Source organism: Allobosea sp. Root483D1 (genome assembly GCF_001429505.1).
Lineage (GTDB): Bacteria > Pseudomonadota > Alphaproteobacteria > Rhizobiales > Beijerinckiaceae > Allobosea.
On sequence record NZ_LMJW01000020.1, the window covers coordinates 614,703 to 629,305 of the forward strand.

Genomic DNA, 14,603 nt, shown 5'->3' on the forward strand with positions numbered 1-14,603 from the left:
GTCAGCGATGCCCGGCCTTCAGGGCCTGGTCGAGATCGGCGTAGAGATCCTCGACATCCTCGATGCCGGTCGAGAGGCGCAGCAGATCCGGCGGGCAGGGCGAACCCGGGCCCTCGATCGAGGCGCGATGCTCGATCAGGCTCTCGACGCCGCCGAGCGAGGTGGCTCTCTTATAGAGTTCGACATGAGCTGCTGTGGCAACCGCCGCCGCTTCGCCGCCGTTGACCTGGACCGAGAGCATGAAGCCGAAGCCGCCCTCCATCTGCCTCGCGGCGATGTCGTGGCCGGGATGCTGCGGCAGGCCGGGATAGAGCACGCGCGAGACCAGCGGGTGAGCTGAAAGCTTCTGTGCAAGTGCCATGGCCGAGGCCGACTGGCGCTCCTGCCGGACATGGAGCGTGCGCATGCCGCGCATCAGCAGATAGGCTTCGAACGGGCCGAGGATGCCGCCCTGTCCCTTGCGGATGGTCTTGATCCGGCTCCAGAGCTCGTCGTCGGCCGCGGCGCAGAGCGCGCCGGCGATGACGTCGGAGTGGCCGTTGAGCACCTTGGTCGCGGCGTGCATGACGATGTCGGCGCCGAGCGTGAGCGGGCGGGTGTGCACCGGCGAGGCGCAGGTCGAGTCGACCGCGAGCCTGGCTCCCGCGGCATGGGCGATCTTGGCGACGGCGGCGATGTCGGTGATGGTCCAGAGCGGGTTGGACGGCGTCTCGGCCCAGACCAGCTTGGTGACGCCGGGCTTCACCGCATCCTTGAGCTTGGCGAGATCGTCGGTCTCGACGAAGTCGATCTTCAGCCCCCAGCGTGTCGCCTCGGTGAGCAGCCAGGCGCGCAGGGCCCAGTACATCACCTTGGAGGCGACGACGTGATCGCCGGGGGAGAGCGCCTGGAACACGGCGGTCGCCGCGGCCATCCCCGAGCCGAACAGCAGCGCGCCGGCCTTGGCTTCCTCCAGCATGGCGAGCACGCCTTCCGCCTCGCGCACGGTCTCATTGTCCGGCCGGCCATAGATGAAGCCGGTGGAATACGCGTTGTCCTCGTCGCGAATATAGGTGGTGGAGACGTGGATCGGCGGCACCACGGCCTTGGTCAGCGGGTCGATCTTGCCCAGTGCCTGGGCGGCGAGCGAACGGGGGTGAAGCGGGCGCGCGGTCATGGCTGATCCAGGATTTCCACTATGAGAGACGATTCATCTCATCAAGATTGCTGCAGTGCAAGAGGCTCGTCTTGTGCGGCGCGCAGATGCACCCCATTCTCGCCGCATGAGCATATCGTCAGATAGCGCCGATCGTCAGCTGAATGTCTGGCTTGTGGCGCTCATCGCCATCCTGCCGGTTGTGGCGGCCTCGCTGATCGGCAGCGCCGTTACGGTTCCGCAGATCCCGGGCTGGTATGCGGGCCTGGTCAAGCCGCCTTTCAACCCGCCGAACTGGCTGTTCGCACCGGTGTGGACCGTGCTGTTCGCCCTGATGGGCCTGGCGGCGTTCCGCGTCCTGCGCTTGCCGAGCGACAGGTCGGGCAGGGCGCAGACGCTGCTCGCCTATCATGTCCAGCTCGCGCTCAACATGCTGTGGTCCTGCGTGTTCTTCGGCCTGAACAGCCCGGCCGGCGGACTCGTCGTGATCGCGCTGCTGCTGGCCGCGATGATCTGGACGATGCGGTGTTTCGCGGGGCTGGGCGACAGGCTGTCCGTGGGCCTGTTCGTGCCCTATCTCGCCTGGGTCTCGTTCGCGACCCTGCTCAACGCCTCGATCTGGTGGCTGAACCGCTGAACGATCACCCCGCCCAATCGGTGACCATCAGGCCGGGGACGCGCTCGAACTCGCGGCGGTTGCCGGTGACGAGAACCGCACCGCGTCGCCGGGCCTGGGCTGCGATCAGGATGTCGTAGGCACCGATCGGCATGCCGGAAGTTGCGAGCGCGGCGCGGATGTTTCCGGCCTCGATAGCGTCCTCGGCATCGAAGAGGAGTTCCTCGAATCCCTCAGCCACGAAGGCGTCGAGCACCTTCGTGGACGCTTCTCGCCGAACGCTCTTGGCGATGCCGTAGCGCAATTCGAAGAGGACGATGGTTGGGATGAGGAGTGCTGTGCCCGCCGCCAGCTCCCGCCGAAGTCGCTGCTCGATGGCCGGAACGCGGCCATTGATCGCGAACACGATCACATTGGTATCGAGACAGAACATCGGAGCGGCTCAGCCGAATGCGATCTCGTCCTCGTCGCCGGGCGGGGGATCATCCGGCAGCTCATCGACCAGGAAATCGCGCGCACCGAGCGCGTCGAGACGGGCGCGCCAGGCGGCAGCATCGAAAGGCGCACGCGCGACCGGTTCGAGGATGACCCTGTCGCCGACCTTGCTGACCTGCACCTCGCTGCCTTCGAAGCGGAACTCCTTCGGCAGCCGCACGGCCTGGCTGCGGCCGTGCATGAAGAGCTTGGCCCTCGCCGATGACGCCGTCCTCATTGCGCATCCTCCAGGATTGATATCTACCCAAGATAGATATCATCTTTCCAGCGTCAATGGATGAAGGGGGCTCAACCGATCGAGCGCTCGATCACGCGCAGCACCGTCTCGCGCAATTCGGCGATGGTGAAGGGCTTGGTCATCACCTCCTCGACGATCGTCTCGAGGCTCTTGGCCCGTTCGCGCTGCTCGGCATAGCCGGTCATCAGCATGATGGTGAGGTCTGGGAATTGCTGCTTGGCGGCGAGCGCCAGCGCGATCCCGTCCATCAGCGGCATGCGGATATCGGTGAGCAGCAGGTCGAAACGGCCCTGCTCGGCCATCAGGATGTCGAGCGCCTCGGCGCCGTCGCCGGCGGTCAGGCAGTCATGCCCGTCCATGGCGAGGCCGCGCGCGACCAGCGAGCGCAGGCTCTCCTCGTCATCGACCACGAGAATGCGCGACATATCCTCAGATCCCCGGCAGGCCGGCCTGATCGGCGGTCTCGATCACGCCGACATAGGGCAATTGGCGATAGGAATGGGCGACGTCCATGCCGTAGCCGACGACGAAATAGTCCGGGCATTCGAAGCCGACATAGTCCGCCTGGATATTGACGGCGCGCTTGGCCGGCTTCTCGAGCAGGACGGCGGTCGAGACCCGGGCGGCGCCGCGTGCAGCGAGCAGATCCTTGGCGAAGGCGAGCGTGCGGCCGGATTCGAGGATGTCGTCGACGAGCAGCACATGCCGGCCGCGGACATCGCTCTGGACGTCGCGCAGGATCTCGACCTGGCCGGAGGAAATGGTGGCGGCGCGATAGCTCGACAAATGGACGAACTCGACCTGCGGGCTCATGCCGGCGCGGTGCATGGCGCGGATCAGATCGGCGACGAACATGAAGCTGCCCTTCAGCACCGCGACGACGAGCAGGTCCTCGCCGGCGCTGGTGGCGATCTCGGCGGCCATCTCGGCATTGCGCTCGGCGATCGCCACCTCGTCATAGAGAACGCGGATACGCTTGGGCTGGGACATTGACGACCGTTCCTTTCGGCGCGGGCCCATGCCCGCGCAGCCCCGTGATCGCGGGCTAAGAGCCTCTAACTAAACCTGGACCTATCTGGACGCCGGCAATTCGTCCACTCCGCCAGGAGCAACGCGCGGCCGATATCGAAGGATATCGGCTGCACGCTCCTCCTGGCATTCGGCTCCTCCAAGACCCATCCAGATAGGTCCAGGTTTTGTTAGAGGCTCTAACTCTTCTGGCCTCAGTCATAGCGTCCGCGCCCCGACAATTGAAGCGGCCGGATTCCAGGGGTGTGGGAAATCAGTAGAGGCTGGCGATGCCGTCCGGGTTAGCCGCGCCGAAGCGCAGCTGGACCAAGCGGCCATTCTCGGGTGGCGAGGCGAGGCGGGCGCGGAAATGCATCAGCTCGGCCGGCTCCAGCGACGGGCGCGGCGGCTCCGTCGTCCAGCTGTAGAGCAGTTTGCCGTCCTCGCTCTGCACCATCACCGTGATCGGCGGCACCTTCGTCGCGCCCTTGGCGATGTTGGTGACATCGCCCGAGACGACGAGGAAACGGCCCTGCGGATCCTGGACCAGCTCGCTCTCGACGGCGCTGAAGGCGAGGCCGCGCACGTTCACCGGCAGGCCGATCTTCGCGTAGAGCCCGGCAAATTGCGGGATTGCCCGGACCACGCGCTCGCGCTGCCAGAGGCCGAGGCCGAGCGCGGCGAGGCCGGCGGCCACGAAGATGCCGGCGGCTGCCGCTGGCAGGCGCGAAGCCAGGTTGCCCACGCCGGCCCGGTTTCGCTTGCGCTTGGGCGGCATGGCCTGTGCGGCATTCGTCTGCGGCGGCTCCGCCCGCTCGGATGCGACCGCTGAGATGTCGGCAGCGATCTCGGCGGCGCGGCGAAGTTCCTCCTCCAGCTCCGCGGCGGTCTGCTCGGGGCTGGGGGGGCTCGGAAGCTCGGGGATAGCGGCATCGAGATCCGATTGCAGGACTTCGTCGGTCGGCTGCGCTTCGGCCGCCTGCAGCGCCTGAATCTGCCAGGTCGTCTGGCAACTGGCGCAGCGCACCTTGCGGCCGCCGGTCCCGATCTTGGCCTCGGCGATCTCGTACCGGCTGGCGCAGGTGGGGCAGACGATCAGCATGGCCTTAAAAACGCTCGCTCCGCGCTGCATGCCAGAGGGTATCGGTCTGGAGCCTGATCTTCCCGTCGCTGCGCGCAAGCACAAGCGGGGGCGGTTGATGGCTCCGCCTCCCATAGGGTCGATTTATGGTTAACGTCGCGTAAAGCCTGCGCCATGCAGGGCTGAGGAAAACACGCCGGAGCTTCCCGCCGGCATATGGTCTCGGTGTAGGATCGCGCGGGCTCGGCCGCCGTCCGATACGATTCGGAAAGTTCAGCGAGAGGAACTGCGTTTGGTTCGGTTCGAGAATGTCGGCTTGCGGTACGGGATGGGCCCGGAGGTGCTGAAGGACATCAACTTCAGCATTGCGCCGCGCTCTTTCCAGTATCTGACCGGGCCGTCGGGCGCGGGCAAGACCACGCTGATCCGGCTCGTCCTGATGGCGCTCAAGCCGACGCGGGGGCTGGTCAAACTGTTCGGTCAGGACGTCTCGCGCCTCGAAGCTGCTACACTCACCGATTTCCGTCGGCGCATGGGCGTGGTCTTCCAGGACTTCCGGCTGCTCGACCATCTGACGGTCTACGAGAACGTCGCCTTGCCGCTGCGCGTCCTCGGCAAGGAGGAGGCGAGCTACCGTGCCGAGGTCGTCGAGCTCCTGCGCTGGGTCGGCCTCGGCGAGCGCATGCATGCGGTGCCGGCTGTCCTCTCCGGCGGCGAGAAGCAGCGCGCCGCGATCGCGCGTGCCCTGATCAGCCGGCCGCAGCTGCTGCTGGCCGACGAGCCGACCGGCAATGTCGACCCTGGCCTCGGGCGGCGTCTGCTGCGCCTGTTCATGGAGTTGCAGTCATTGGGAACCGCGGTGGTGATCGCGACGCATGACATCGCCTTGATGGAACTCTACGACGCGCCGCGTCTCGTGCTGGCGGATGGGCACCTGCATGTCGATGCCTGACCATCTGGACATGGACGAAGCCGAGGAGGAGCGGCCGCGCAGCGGGCAGCGCCTGCCGCCGAGCCTGCGCCGCGATCAGCCCCTGGTGCCGGTCGATTCGGTGGCCGGGCGGGCGCTCGTCGTCGTCATCGCCATCCTGACCTTCCTGGCGGCGCTGAGCGCCGGGGCGGCGCTGCTCGCCGCTCGCGCCTCGGAGCAATGGCGCGGTGCCGTCGCGAATGAGATGACGATCCAGGTCAGGCCCGATCCGCGCCGCAACATCGAGCAGGACATTGCGCGTGCGGTCGAACTCGCCCGGGCGGTGCCGAGCGTCGCCGACGTCAGGCCGATGCCGCGGGCGGAATCGGACAAGCTGCTCGAGCCCTGGCTCGGCGCCGGGCTCGATCTGGTCGAACTGCCCGTGCCGCGGCTGATCGTGCTGCGGCTGTCCTCGACCGTCGCCAACGACCTCGTCGCTTTCAGCCAGACGCTGCGGCGCGAGGTGCCGAGCGCGATGCTCGACGACCACAGGCTCTGGGTGCGTCGCCTCTCGACCATGGCGAGCACGATCATCCTGGCCGGCGTCGCCGTGGTGCTGCTGGTGCTGGTGGCGGCCGGGCTCGCCGTGGCCTTCGCGACTCGAGGCGCCATGGCCGGCAGCCGCGATTCGGTCGAGGTGCTGCATTTCGTCGGCGCGACCGACGAGTTCATCGCGCGCGAATTCCAGACCCGTTTCGTCGCGCTCGGCCTGCGCGGCGGCGCGGCCGGCGGGCTCGCGGCGATCATCGCGATCGCGCTGCTCGGCTTCCTGTCCTCGGCCTGGAGCGCGACCCCGGAGGCCGACCAGTTGCAGGCGCTGTTCGGCGCCTTCGAGATCGGCTGGTCGGGTTATGCCGTCGTCATCCTTGTCGCGGCGGTGGTCGCGGCGATCGCGGGACTCGTCTCGCGGCTGACGGTGCGGCATTATCTGCGGGCAATGAGCTGACTCGCTTCGCGGTGGGGTTGTGAAGGTGCCGTCATTGTGCCCGATTGGGCGTTTAGTTTTCCGATCTCATGGTGCTGCTTGGAACCCGGCAAGGCCATCTTCCCTGTGTTGAGGACAGCCTGGCTGCCCTGCGACCGATGACGACGCCTGCCTCCCCGCGGCGCCGCTGGCTCCGTCATGTCCTGCTCTGGTCGTGCCTCGTCGGCGGTTTTGCCGTGGCTGTGGGCTATGTCCGGTTCGCCATGGGGCTGTCGGTGACCGAGTCCCGCTCGCCGCCGCGGACGGACGCGATCGTCGTCGTCACCGGTGGGGCGCAGCGGATCGGCGACGCCGTCAGCCTGCTGAATGCCGAGCGGGGGCGGCGCCTTCTGATCAGCGGCGTGAACGAGAAGACCGGCCGTGACGAGCTGGCCAAGCTCAACCCGAGCGCGCGCGAGGCGCTCGCCTGCTGTGTCGATCTCGACTACCGCGCCCGTAACACCATCGGCAACGCCATCGAGACGCGGCGCTGGGTCCGCCGCCATGACTTCCGCTCGCTGCTGGTGGTGACGTCGAACTACCACATGCCGCGCACGCTGCTCGAACTCGGCCATGCGATGCCTGGTGTGCGCTTCGTGCCGCATCCGGTGGTGACCGATCAGGTCGATGTCGCCGGCTGGTGGCGCGACTGGCACACGATCCGTCTGTTGGTCCCGGAATATCTCAAATATCTGGTCGCCGCCGTGCGCAGCAAATTGGAGACGGACCCGGAAACCTCGCGGCTCTCGGTGATCATCGGCGGGCGCAAGCCCGTCTCGCCCAAGCCGGGCGACCTGATCGGCCCCGAGCACGACAAGCGCTCGCGAGCGCCAATGTCGGCACGCGGAGCCTGATTCGGTGCAAGACGGCTCTTGACGCGATCTGGCTGCCGGGGTTCTTGCGGACCATGCTGCTGATCCGCTCGCTCCTGTTCAACGTCGCCTTCTATCTGAACCTCGCATTCTGGCTGCTCGCAGCCATGGTGACGATGGTGCTGCCGCGGCGCTTCCTGCTGAAGATCGCATTATGTTGGGCAGACACCTCGGTCTGGCTGATGCGGGCGGTCGTCGGCACGCGCTGCGAGATCGTCGGCCTCGAGAACATTCCGCCGGGCGGCATCATCGTGGCTGCCAAGCACCAATCGACCTGGGAGACGTTCGCGCTGGTGACGATCTTCCGCAACCCGGTCTACATCCTCAAGCGCGAACTGACCTGGCTGCCCTTCTTCGGCTGGTGCCTGCTGAAGATGCGGATGATTCCGGTCAACAGGGGCGCCGGCAGCCGGGCGCTGCAGATGGCGACCCGCCGTGCCAAGGTCGAACTCGGCCAGAACGGGCGGCAGCTGATGATCTTCCCGGAAGGCACGCGCCGCCCTGCCGGCGCGGAGCCTGCCTATAAATACGGGGTCACCCATCTTTATGCCGAGCTCGGCGTGCCCTGCGTGCCCGTCGCGCTCAATGCCGGGCTGTACTGGCCGCGCCGCAGCCTGATCAAGCGCCCGGGCACGATCCGCGTCGAGATCATGCCGGCGATTCTGCCAGGCATGAGCAAGGTCGCGTTCCACGCCCTGCTGCAGGAGCGGATCGAGACGGCTAGCAACCGCCTCCTGGTGGACGGGCTGGCCGAACTTGAGCAGCTCGGCGTGCCTGCTCCTGTCAGGACATGGCAGGAGCCGCCAGCCAACGCCTGATCGGCCTTGACAATGGGGCTCACTGTTCCGATTTTGTTCTAGAACAAAGGAGGAACGACATGGCTGCTTTGGCCCGAGCCCGTTTCCCACTCGACCGCAACCGGTCGATCGACAAGATGCCGCGCCAGCTCAACCTGCTGGAGGCGCTCCAACCCGCCAAGGCGGAGCGCGCCGCTCCGCTGTTCAGCGACGACGCCGCGGTTCCGGGGCAGGTACGCGAGATGCCGTTGCGCGCCACCGCCCATCTCGCCGAGCGTCGCTTCACCGCCTGGCGCGGCCGCTCCAGCCGGCGCTATGTCGCCTCGGTCTTCGCCATCCAGGACGGGCATGCGCTCGGCTTCAGCGATGCGGTGCTGCTGGCGGTCTCGCCCGAGCGCAAGATCGTCGCCGCGCGCGACAGTGGCCCGTTCGGCATCGATGCGGCGCTGACTCGCTGGCGTGATGCCGTGGCCATGGCCGGCGCCAGCGAGATCCACGTCCATCTCCTGGCCGAGGACGGCGCGGGCCGCCGAGCCGTGCTCTGCGATTTGATGCCGGAGGCATGAGCGCTCAGAGCGCGGCTGGTCCGCTCGTCCTGTCGAGCTCGGCGACGAGGTGCGCCAGCAGCGGGTCTTGGATGCCCATCTCGTGCAGATGCTCATGGGTGCGCCGGACATAGTCCGGATTCTCGCCCGAGACGCCCTTGCCCTGGCGCACGAACGCGAGCACCGCCGCCTCCGGCAGGCGGCCGGCATATTGCTCATGGTTGCGGTCGGCGATGTAGGTGAGCGCATTGAGGCGTCTTCCGTCGTCGAGCCGCAGCGCCAGCCGCCGTTCGAGATAGACCGCGGTCGCCTGCTCGCGGGCGCGCAGGTAGTCGATCGTCTCCTCGGCCTGGTCGGCGGCGATGCGGAAGGCAACGCCGCGGCAGATGCCGCCCCGATCGAGGCCGAGCACCAGTCCCGGTACCTCGGGCGTGCCGCGATGGACGTGCGAATAGATGCAGAGCGCGCGGTGGTAGCCGTGCAGGCGCGCGCCGGCGCGTTCGACGAAGGCAAAGCCGGGACGCCAGATCAGCGAGCCGTAGCCGAACACCCAGAGATCTTCCGGCGGAAGCGGCGCTGTCATCCGGTCCTCACAATTTAGCCCGCTTGCCTCGCCAGAGAGGCATTCGCGACCTGCTGGCGGACAATCTCCGACAGCGCTGGCGCGTTGCGGCCTCGGTCGCTATCAACCTGCCGAGATTTTCGCAATGGAGCGCCCGCGCATGTCCGATACCACGCCTGTGCGCCGGCATGGCCGCTTCTGGCTCTATGCGCCCTTCGTGCTGCTGGCGCTGCTCGCCGCTGGCTGGTCCGGCATCTGGGGCTTCGCGCGCAATAAGGTCGATCAGGAACTCGATGCCGGCATCGCTCGCGAGGCGCGGGCCGGGCGCAGCTGGACCTGTCGCGAGCGCAGTGTCGGCGGCTACCCGTTCCGCATCGAGGTGCGCTGCGCCAGCTTGACGCTGACCTCTTCGCGCTGGGGTGACGAGGTCAAACTCGATGCCGGCCCGGCCGTCGCGATTGCACAGGTCTGGACCCCGGGCCACATCATCCTGCAGATGACCGGGCCGATGCTGGCGAACCTGCCGCAAGCGCGTAAGGCCGTGCTCGACTGGAAGGCATTGAGCGCGAGCCTGCATCTCACCGGCCTCGCCTTCGAGCGCTTCTCGCTGGTCTTGGGCGAGCCGGTTCTGACGGTCACCGAACCCGGGCAAGGTGCCGCAGAGACCTGGCGTGCCGCCGCCGCCGAGGCGCATCTGCGACCCAATCCGCAGCGCTTCGCCAGCGAGGGCACGGTCGATCTCGCTATCAGCGCCAAGGGCGGCGTGCTGCCGGCGCTGGAAGTGCTGATCGGCAACGGCCAGCTCGCCGATCTCGACCTGCAGGCCAGCCTGTCGCGCGCGCTGTCCTTCCGGCGTGGCTTCAATCCCGATGCGCTTGAAGCCTGGCGTACCGCCGGCGGCGGCCTCGACGTGACCAAGCTCGTCCTGACCAAGGGGCCGACTCGGCTCGAGGCCACCGGCCTGGTGGCGCTCGACGAGGCGCATCGGCCGGCTGGCAAGGTTTCGGCGGCGATCGCCGGCGTCGACCGCATTGCCGGCATCAAGGTCGGCGGCCTGACCGCAGGCCTCGGCGCGCTGCTCGGCGGGCGTCTGGGCGATAGTGGGCAAAGCAATACGGCGGCAGGGCTTTCGCCGCTGCCGCCGCTGGTCCTGCGCGAAGGCAGGGTCTTCCTCGGGCCGCTCAGGCTGCCTCTGCAGCCCTTGCCGCCGTTGTACTGATCAGGCTGCGGGCAGGGCTGCCCGCGGCGCCTCGATCTTCACCAGTGCCTTCTTGACCGCCTCCTGCACCTTCTCGAAGGCGCGGACCTCGATCTGGCGAACGCGCTCGCGCGAGACGCCGAACTCCTCGGAGAGCTCCTCCAGGGTGATCGGGTTCTCGGCGAGGCGGCGCGCCTCGAAGATGCGGCGCTCGCGGTCGTTGAGCACACCCAGCGCCTCGCGCAGCGCCAGATGGCGGTTGTCGCTCTCTTCCGAATCGGCGAGGCGGCGCTCCTGGCTCTCGCTGTCGTCGACCAGCCAGTCCTGCCACTCGCCTTCGCCGTCCTCGCGCAACGGCGTGTTCAGCGAGGCATCGCCGCCGAGACGGCGGTTCATATCGATCACGTCCTGCTCGTTGACACCGAGCTTGGTCGCGATGGTCTTAACCTGGTCGGGCTTGAGATCGCCTTCGCCGAGCGCCGAGATCTTGCTCTTGGCCTTGCGCAGGTTGAAGAACAGCTTCTTCTGGTTGGCGGTGGTGCCCATCTTCACCAGCGACCAGGAGCGCAGGATGTATTCCTGGATCGACGCCTTGATCCACCACATCGCATAGGTCGCGAGCCGGAAGCCCTTGTCAGGCTCGAAGCGCTTGACCGCCTGCATCAGGCCGACATTGCCTTCCGACACCACCTCGCCCATCGGCAGGCCGTAGCCGCGATAGCCCATGGCGATCTTGGCGACGAGGCGTAAGTGCGAGGTCACGAGCTTATGGGCCGCATCGCGGTCGCCATGCTCGCGCCAGCGCTTGGCCAGCATGAACTCCTGATTCGGCTCCAGCATCGGGAACCGACGGATCTCGTCCAGATAACGTGAAAGTCCGCCCTCCGCGGACATGACGGGCAACGACGCAATCGCCATGCTCGTACTCCTTTCCCGGCTCCCGCTGCGCGGCGAGCCAACCACCCGATGTTCCATCGGGCAGGATGATCCGGTGCCTTGCTTGGCGACGACCTTCGCCCTGTCGCCCGCGATAAGCACCCGGCGCGCTTTCCGTTCAGCCGGACCCGGCTGAACGACGAGAATTCGCGCCAACTCTCATGTGGAGCATGTTCTCATCGCCAAAGTGGTCCCCACTTTTGCGGAACATGCTCAAGCGGCGCCCCTTTAGCCATCCGCTTTCGCAGCGCAGTATAGACGATGCGAGGGTGGCGGAAAGTGGGCAGCGCAGCAAAAATCCGTCACAGGATCGAGAGCTCGGCTTGCAAACGTGCAAAGTCGGCCGGCGGTTCCGACTCGAAGCGCAATTCCTCGCGGGTGACCGGATGCTCGAAGCCGAGCAGGCGCGCATGCAGTGCTTGGCGGCCGAGATCGGCGAGCGCGGCCCGGGCATTCTCCGGCAAGCGGCCTGCCTTGGTCATGAAACCGGAGCCGTAGAGCTGGTCGCCGAGTAGCGGGTGGCCGATATGACTCATATGGACGCGGATCTGGTGGGTGCGTCCAGTCTCGAGCTGGCACTCGACCAGGCTCGCCAGCGCCTCGATCTCCTCATGGCCACGCAGCAGCGGCGGATAGCGCTCGATCAGTTCGATATGGGTGATCGCCTCGCGGCCTCGGCCTTCGCCGACCACCATCATCTTCTCGCGATTGCGGTTCGAGCGCTCGATCGGGGCATCGATCGTGCCGGTCTGCCGGCGCAGCGCGCCCCAGACCAGAGCCAGATAGGCCCGTTCCAGCGGCCCGGTGCGGCCATGGTCGGCGAATTGCTTGGCGAGGCCGTGATGCGCCTTGTCGTTCTTGGCGACCACGAGCAGGCCGCTGGTGTCCTTGTCGAGCCGGTGGACGATACCCGGCCGGCGCACGCCGCCGATGCCGGAGAGGCTCTCGCCGCAATGGGCGATCAGCGCGTTGACCAACGTGCCGTCCTCATGGCCGCCGGCGGGATGGACGACGAGCCCGGCCGGCTTGTCGATCACGATCAGGTGCTCGTCCTCGAAGACGACGGTGAGCGGAATGTCCTGGCCGATCGGCGCGGCGGGCTTGGCCTCGGGCATGACGAGGGAGAGGCGCTGGCCAGCGGAGACCTTGCGGCTGCCATCGACGACAACCGCGCCGTCGACGCTGACGCCGCCCTCCTTGATCACCTGCTGCAGGCGGGCGCGCGAGACCTCGCCGCCGAGCAGAGCGAGCGCCTTGTCGAGGCGCAGGCCAGCCTGCTCGGGGGCGATGACGAGTTCGGTGGCGGATTGCGAGGTAGCGATTTCGAGCGTGGTCATGCGCCGTCTATAGGCGGGCGGGAAGAAAATCGCACCCAAAGATCATACGTCATGCTCGGGCCTGACCCGAGCATCTCAGGCCAGAGGAGGCTCCGGGCGGCGCCCTCTCGTCACGAGATCCTCGGATCTACGCTTCGCTCCGTCCGAGAATGACGCGCAAATCAGCTGAAGATCCGGAAGCGCCCCTTGGCCTCGCCCGGCGCCTGCTGCTCAGGACCTGGATCATCCGGGGCATGCGCGACCGGGAAGACGACCGGCGCGGGCTTGCCCTGCTGTGGCGCCGGCTTGGTCGTCGCGGGAGCGATCTCGACGACCGGCTCGGTCGGAGCAGGGTGCAAGGCGGCGGTTGGTTCAGGCTTGGTCTCGACCTTGGGTTCCGGCTTTGGCTCTGGCTTTGGCTCGGACTTGGGCGGTTCGGGCGTGAGAGGCGGGGCGAGCCCGGCTGCTGCCGGAATGGTCACTGCTTCCGCGACCTCTACCTTGCCTTCCAGCAGTGGCGCTGAGGGTTCGTCGAGATCGGCGAGCACGTCGTCGTTGAGATGAGTCCCCTGGCTGCCGAGCGTCGCCGGTGGCACTGTCCAGACGAAGGCGTCGAGCCGGCCCGAGATCGGCGAGATCGGCAGCCAATGGTCGGAGACGAGGCCGTCTGCGACCCAGGCGGCGTCGCGCGGGGCGCGGGTGGCTCGGGCCAGCCATTCGCGGACGCGGCCGGTGGCGCCGTGCTCGGCCTCCTCCAGCTCGGCCATCAGCAGGCAGGCGCGGACCGAGGCGCCACCAGCGAGCAGCGGCTTCAGCGTGGAGCGAGCGCGGGCGAAATCCTGGGCGTGGATGGCGGCGCCAGCGAGCGCCAGGACGCCCTCCGGATCGGCCGGACGCAGCTTCGTCAGCGTCTCGGCACGGGCGAGGCGGTCGCGGGCGCTGTCGCCGGGGCGGACATCGAGATAGGCGTTGGCGACATCGGGATGCGAGACCAGTTTCCAGGCCGCCTCGAGCAGCCTTGCAGCCTTCTTGATGTCGCCGCGTTCCGACAGCATCCGGCCGGCCAGCGCTGCAGCTGGCGTGAGGCCCGGCGAGAGCTTGACTGCTTCGAGCGCAGCGGCGAGCGCCTTCTCCGGCTCGCGGTCCTTGGCGTCGAGCGCCTCGGCTGCGAGCAGGACGGCGCGCTGGCGCTTGGCCTCGCCCTTGTCGGCAAGGCGCAGCGCGGCGCGACGCTCGACGGCGGTACGGGCCGCCTGCCAGTCGCCGGCGGCTGTGTGGAAGTCGAGCAGAGCGTCATTGGCCCAGGCGAGCGAGGGCGAGCGGCGCACCGCGTCGTCGGCAAAGGCGCGGGCGGCGGCCATGTCGCCGCGCCGGCGTGCTTCGACGAAGAGGCCGCGCAAGCCGAGCACGCGCGTCTCCGGCTTGTCGAGCATCGCCTTGAAGGCGGCCTCGGCCTGGCCGCGATCGCCGGAGAGCTGCGCCGATTGCGCTTCGAGCAGCAGCGTCAGCGGCTCGCTGGCTGCGAATTTGCGGGCATCGACGGCGTGGCGCCCGGCGGCGACGGGATCGCCCGCGCCGATCGCGACCATGCCGCGCGAGATCGCCTCGAAGCCGCGGGCCCGGCGCCGGGCTCGCGAGGCGAAGCCGAAGGCCGACGGCAGGCCGAAGACGAAGCGCATCACCGCCCAGGCGACCAAAGCGAGGAAGGCGAGTATGACGACGCCGACCGCGGCGATCGCGACGCTGGTCTCGATGCGGTAGCCCTGCCAGAGGATCGAGACCTCGCCCGGCCGGTCGGCGAGCCAGACGGCGCCGGCGGCGAGCAGGGCGATGATGAAGAGATAGACCAGTACGCGAACCATCGGGATCT

17 protein-coding genes are annotated in these 14,603 nt (G+C 67.8%); 7 read left to right on the forward strand and 10 right to left on the reverse strand.

Translation table 11 applies throughout. The features are described 5' to 3' along the window. Position 1: 1 nt before the first annotated feature. Positions 2 to 1,156 (reverse strand): trans-sulfuration enzyme family protein, encoded by a 1,155-nt coding sequence (locus tag ASE66_RS21490; protein ID WP_057191726.1) that lies wholly within the window; start codon positions 1,154 to 1,156, stop codon positions 2 to 4. Positions 1,157 to 1,310: 154 nt separating this feature from the next. Between ASE66_RS21490 and ASE66_RS21495 the strand changes: the two genes are divergently transcribed. Then, a complete protein-coding gene (locus ASE66_RS21495; RefSeq protein WP_244495009.1) occupies positions 1,311 to 1,772 on the forward strand; it encodes a TspO/MBR family protein in 462 nt (153 codons plus the stop codon). Positions 1,773 to 1,776: 4 nt separating this feature from the next. On the opposite strand, the gene ASE66_RS21500 is transcribed toward ASE66_RS21495, so the two are convergent. From ASE66_RS21500 to ASE66_RS21520, 5 genes are all read right to left on the reverse strand, one after another. Continuing rightward, positions 1,777 to 2,184, reverse strand: coding sequence for a type II toxin-antitoxin system VapC family toxin (locus ASE66_RS21500; RefSeq protein WP_057191728.1), 408 nt, complete (start codon positions 2,182 to 2,184; stop codon positions 1,777 to 1,779). Positions 2,185 to 2,193: 9 nt separating this feature from the next. Continuing rightward, the gene (locus ASE66_RS21505; RefSeq protein ID WP_057191729.1) at positions 2,194 to 2,463 is read right to left on the reverse strand and encodes an antitoxin; all 270 of its coding nucleotides are present in this window, start codon (positions 2,461 to 2,463) and stop codon (positions 2,194 to 2,196) included. Between the two features lie 71 nt (positions 2,464 to 2,534). Then, a complete protein-coding gene (locus ASE66_RS21510) occupies positions 2,535 to 2,909 on the reverse strand; it encodes a response regulator (protein ID WP_057191730.1) in 375 nt (124 codons plus the stop codon). 4 nt (positions 2,910 to 2,913) lie between these two features. Continuing rightward, positions 2,914 to 3,474, reverse strand: coding sequence for a hypoxanthine phosphoribosyltransferase (hpt, locus tag ASE66_RS21515; RefSeq protein WP_057191731.1), 561 nt, complete (start codon positions 3,472 to 3,474; stop codon positions 2,914 to 2,916). 292 nt (positions 3,475 to 3,766) lie between these two features. Next, positions 3,767 to 4,594 carry a zinc-ribbon domain-containing protein gene (locus tag ASE66_RS21520; protein WP_057191732.1) on the reverse strand — a complete coding sequence of 276 codons (828 nt, stop codon included), beginning with the start codon at positions 4,592 to 4,594 and terminating at the stop codon, positions 3,767 to 3,769. 271 nt (positions 4,595 to 4,865) lie between these two features. On the opposite strand from ASE66_RS21520, the gene ftsE reads away from it, so the two are divergent. The 5 genes from ftsE to ASE66_RS21545 all read left to right on the forward strand — a co-directional run bounded on the left by ftsE (position 4,866) and on the right by ASE66_RS21545 (position 8,742). Then, the gene (gene ftsE / locus ASE66_RS21525) at positions 4,866 to 5,525 is read left to right on the forward strand and encodes a cell division ATP-binding protein FtsE (RefSeq protein WP_082613625.1); all 660 of its coding nucleotides are present in this window, start codon (positions 4,866 to 4,868) and stop codon (positions 5,523 to 5,525) included. Then, on the forward strand, positions 5,512 to 6,489 hold the full coding sequence (locus ASE66_RS21530) for a cell division protein FtsX (protein ID WP_244495011.1): 978 nt from the start codon (positions 5,512 to 5,514) through the stop codon (positions 6,487 to 6,489). Before ftsE ends, ASE66_RS21530 begins: the two co-directional genes overlap by 14 nt. Positions 6,490 to 6,626: 137 nt before the next feature. After that, the gene (locus ASE66_RS21535) at positions 6,627 to 7,361 is read left to right on the forward strand and encodes a YdcF family protein (protein WP_082613626.1); all 735 of its coding nucleotides are present in this window, start codon (positions 6,627 to 6,629) and stop codon (positions 7,359 to 7,361) included. Between the two features lie 53 nt (positions 7,362 to 7,414). Continuing rightward, on the forward strand, positions 7,415 to 8,197 hold the full coding sequence (locus tag ASE66_RS21540; protein ID WP_057191734.1) for a lysophospholipid acyltransferase family protein: 783 nt from the start codon (positions 7,415 to 7,417) through the stop codon (positions 8,195 to 8,197). A gap of 59 nt (positions 8,198 to 8,256) precedes the next feature. After that, the gene (locus ASE66_RS21545; protein WP_057191735.1) at positions 8,257 to 8,742 is read left to right on the forward strand and encodes a hypothetical protein; all 486 of its coding nucleotides are present in this window, start codon (positions 8,257 to 8,259) and stop codon (positions 8,740 to 8,742) included. Positions 8,743 to 8,746: 4 nt separating this feature from the next. Here the strand turns inward: ASE66_RS21545 and ASE66_RS21550 are convergent, their stop codons facing one another. Continuing rightward, complete coding sequence (locus ASE66_RS21550; protein WP_057191736.1) at positions 8,747 to 9,304, reverse strand: gamma-glutamylcyclotransferase; 558 nt, start codon at positions 9,302 to 9,304, stop codon at positions 8,747 to 8,749. 139 nt (positions 9,305 to 9,443) lie between these two features. On the opposite strand from ASE66_RS21550, the gene ASE66_RS21555 reads away from it, so the two are divergent. After that, positions 9,444 to 10,502, forward strand: coding sequence for a DUF2125 domain-containing protein (locus tag ASE66_RS21555; protein ID WP_162262518.1), 1,059 nt, complete (start codon positions 9,444 to 9,446; stop codon positions 10,500 to 10,502). Here ASE66_RS21555 and rpoH read toward each other — a convergent pair whose 3' ends face one another. From rpoH to ASE66_RS21570, 3 genes are all read right to left on the reverse strand, one after another. Next, a complete protein-coding gene (rpoH, locus tag ASE66_RS21560; protein ID WP_057191738.1) occupies positions 10,503 to 11,399 on the reverse strand; it encodes an RNA polymerase sigma factor RpoH in 897 nt (298 codons plus the stop codon). A 320-nt stretch (positions 11,400 to 11,719) separates the two neighbouring features. Then, on the reverse strand, positions 11,720 to 12,754 hold the full coding sequence (locus ASE66_RS21565) for an RluA family pseudouridine synthase (protein WP_082613656.1): 1,035 nt from the start codon (positions 12,752 to 12,754) through the stop codon (positions 11,720 to 11,722). Between the two features lie 161 nt (positions 12,755 to 12,915). Further along, positions 12,916 to 14,595: a heme biosynthesis protein HemY gene (locus ASE66_RS21570; RefSeq protein WP_057191739.1), complete on the reverse strand. Its 1,680-nt coding sequence runs from the start codon at positions 14,593 to 14,595 to the stop codon at positions 12,916 to 12,918. Positions 14,596 to 14,603 lie beyond the last annotated feature (8 nt).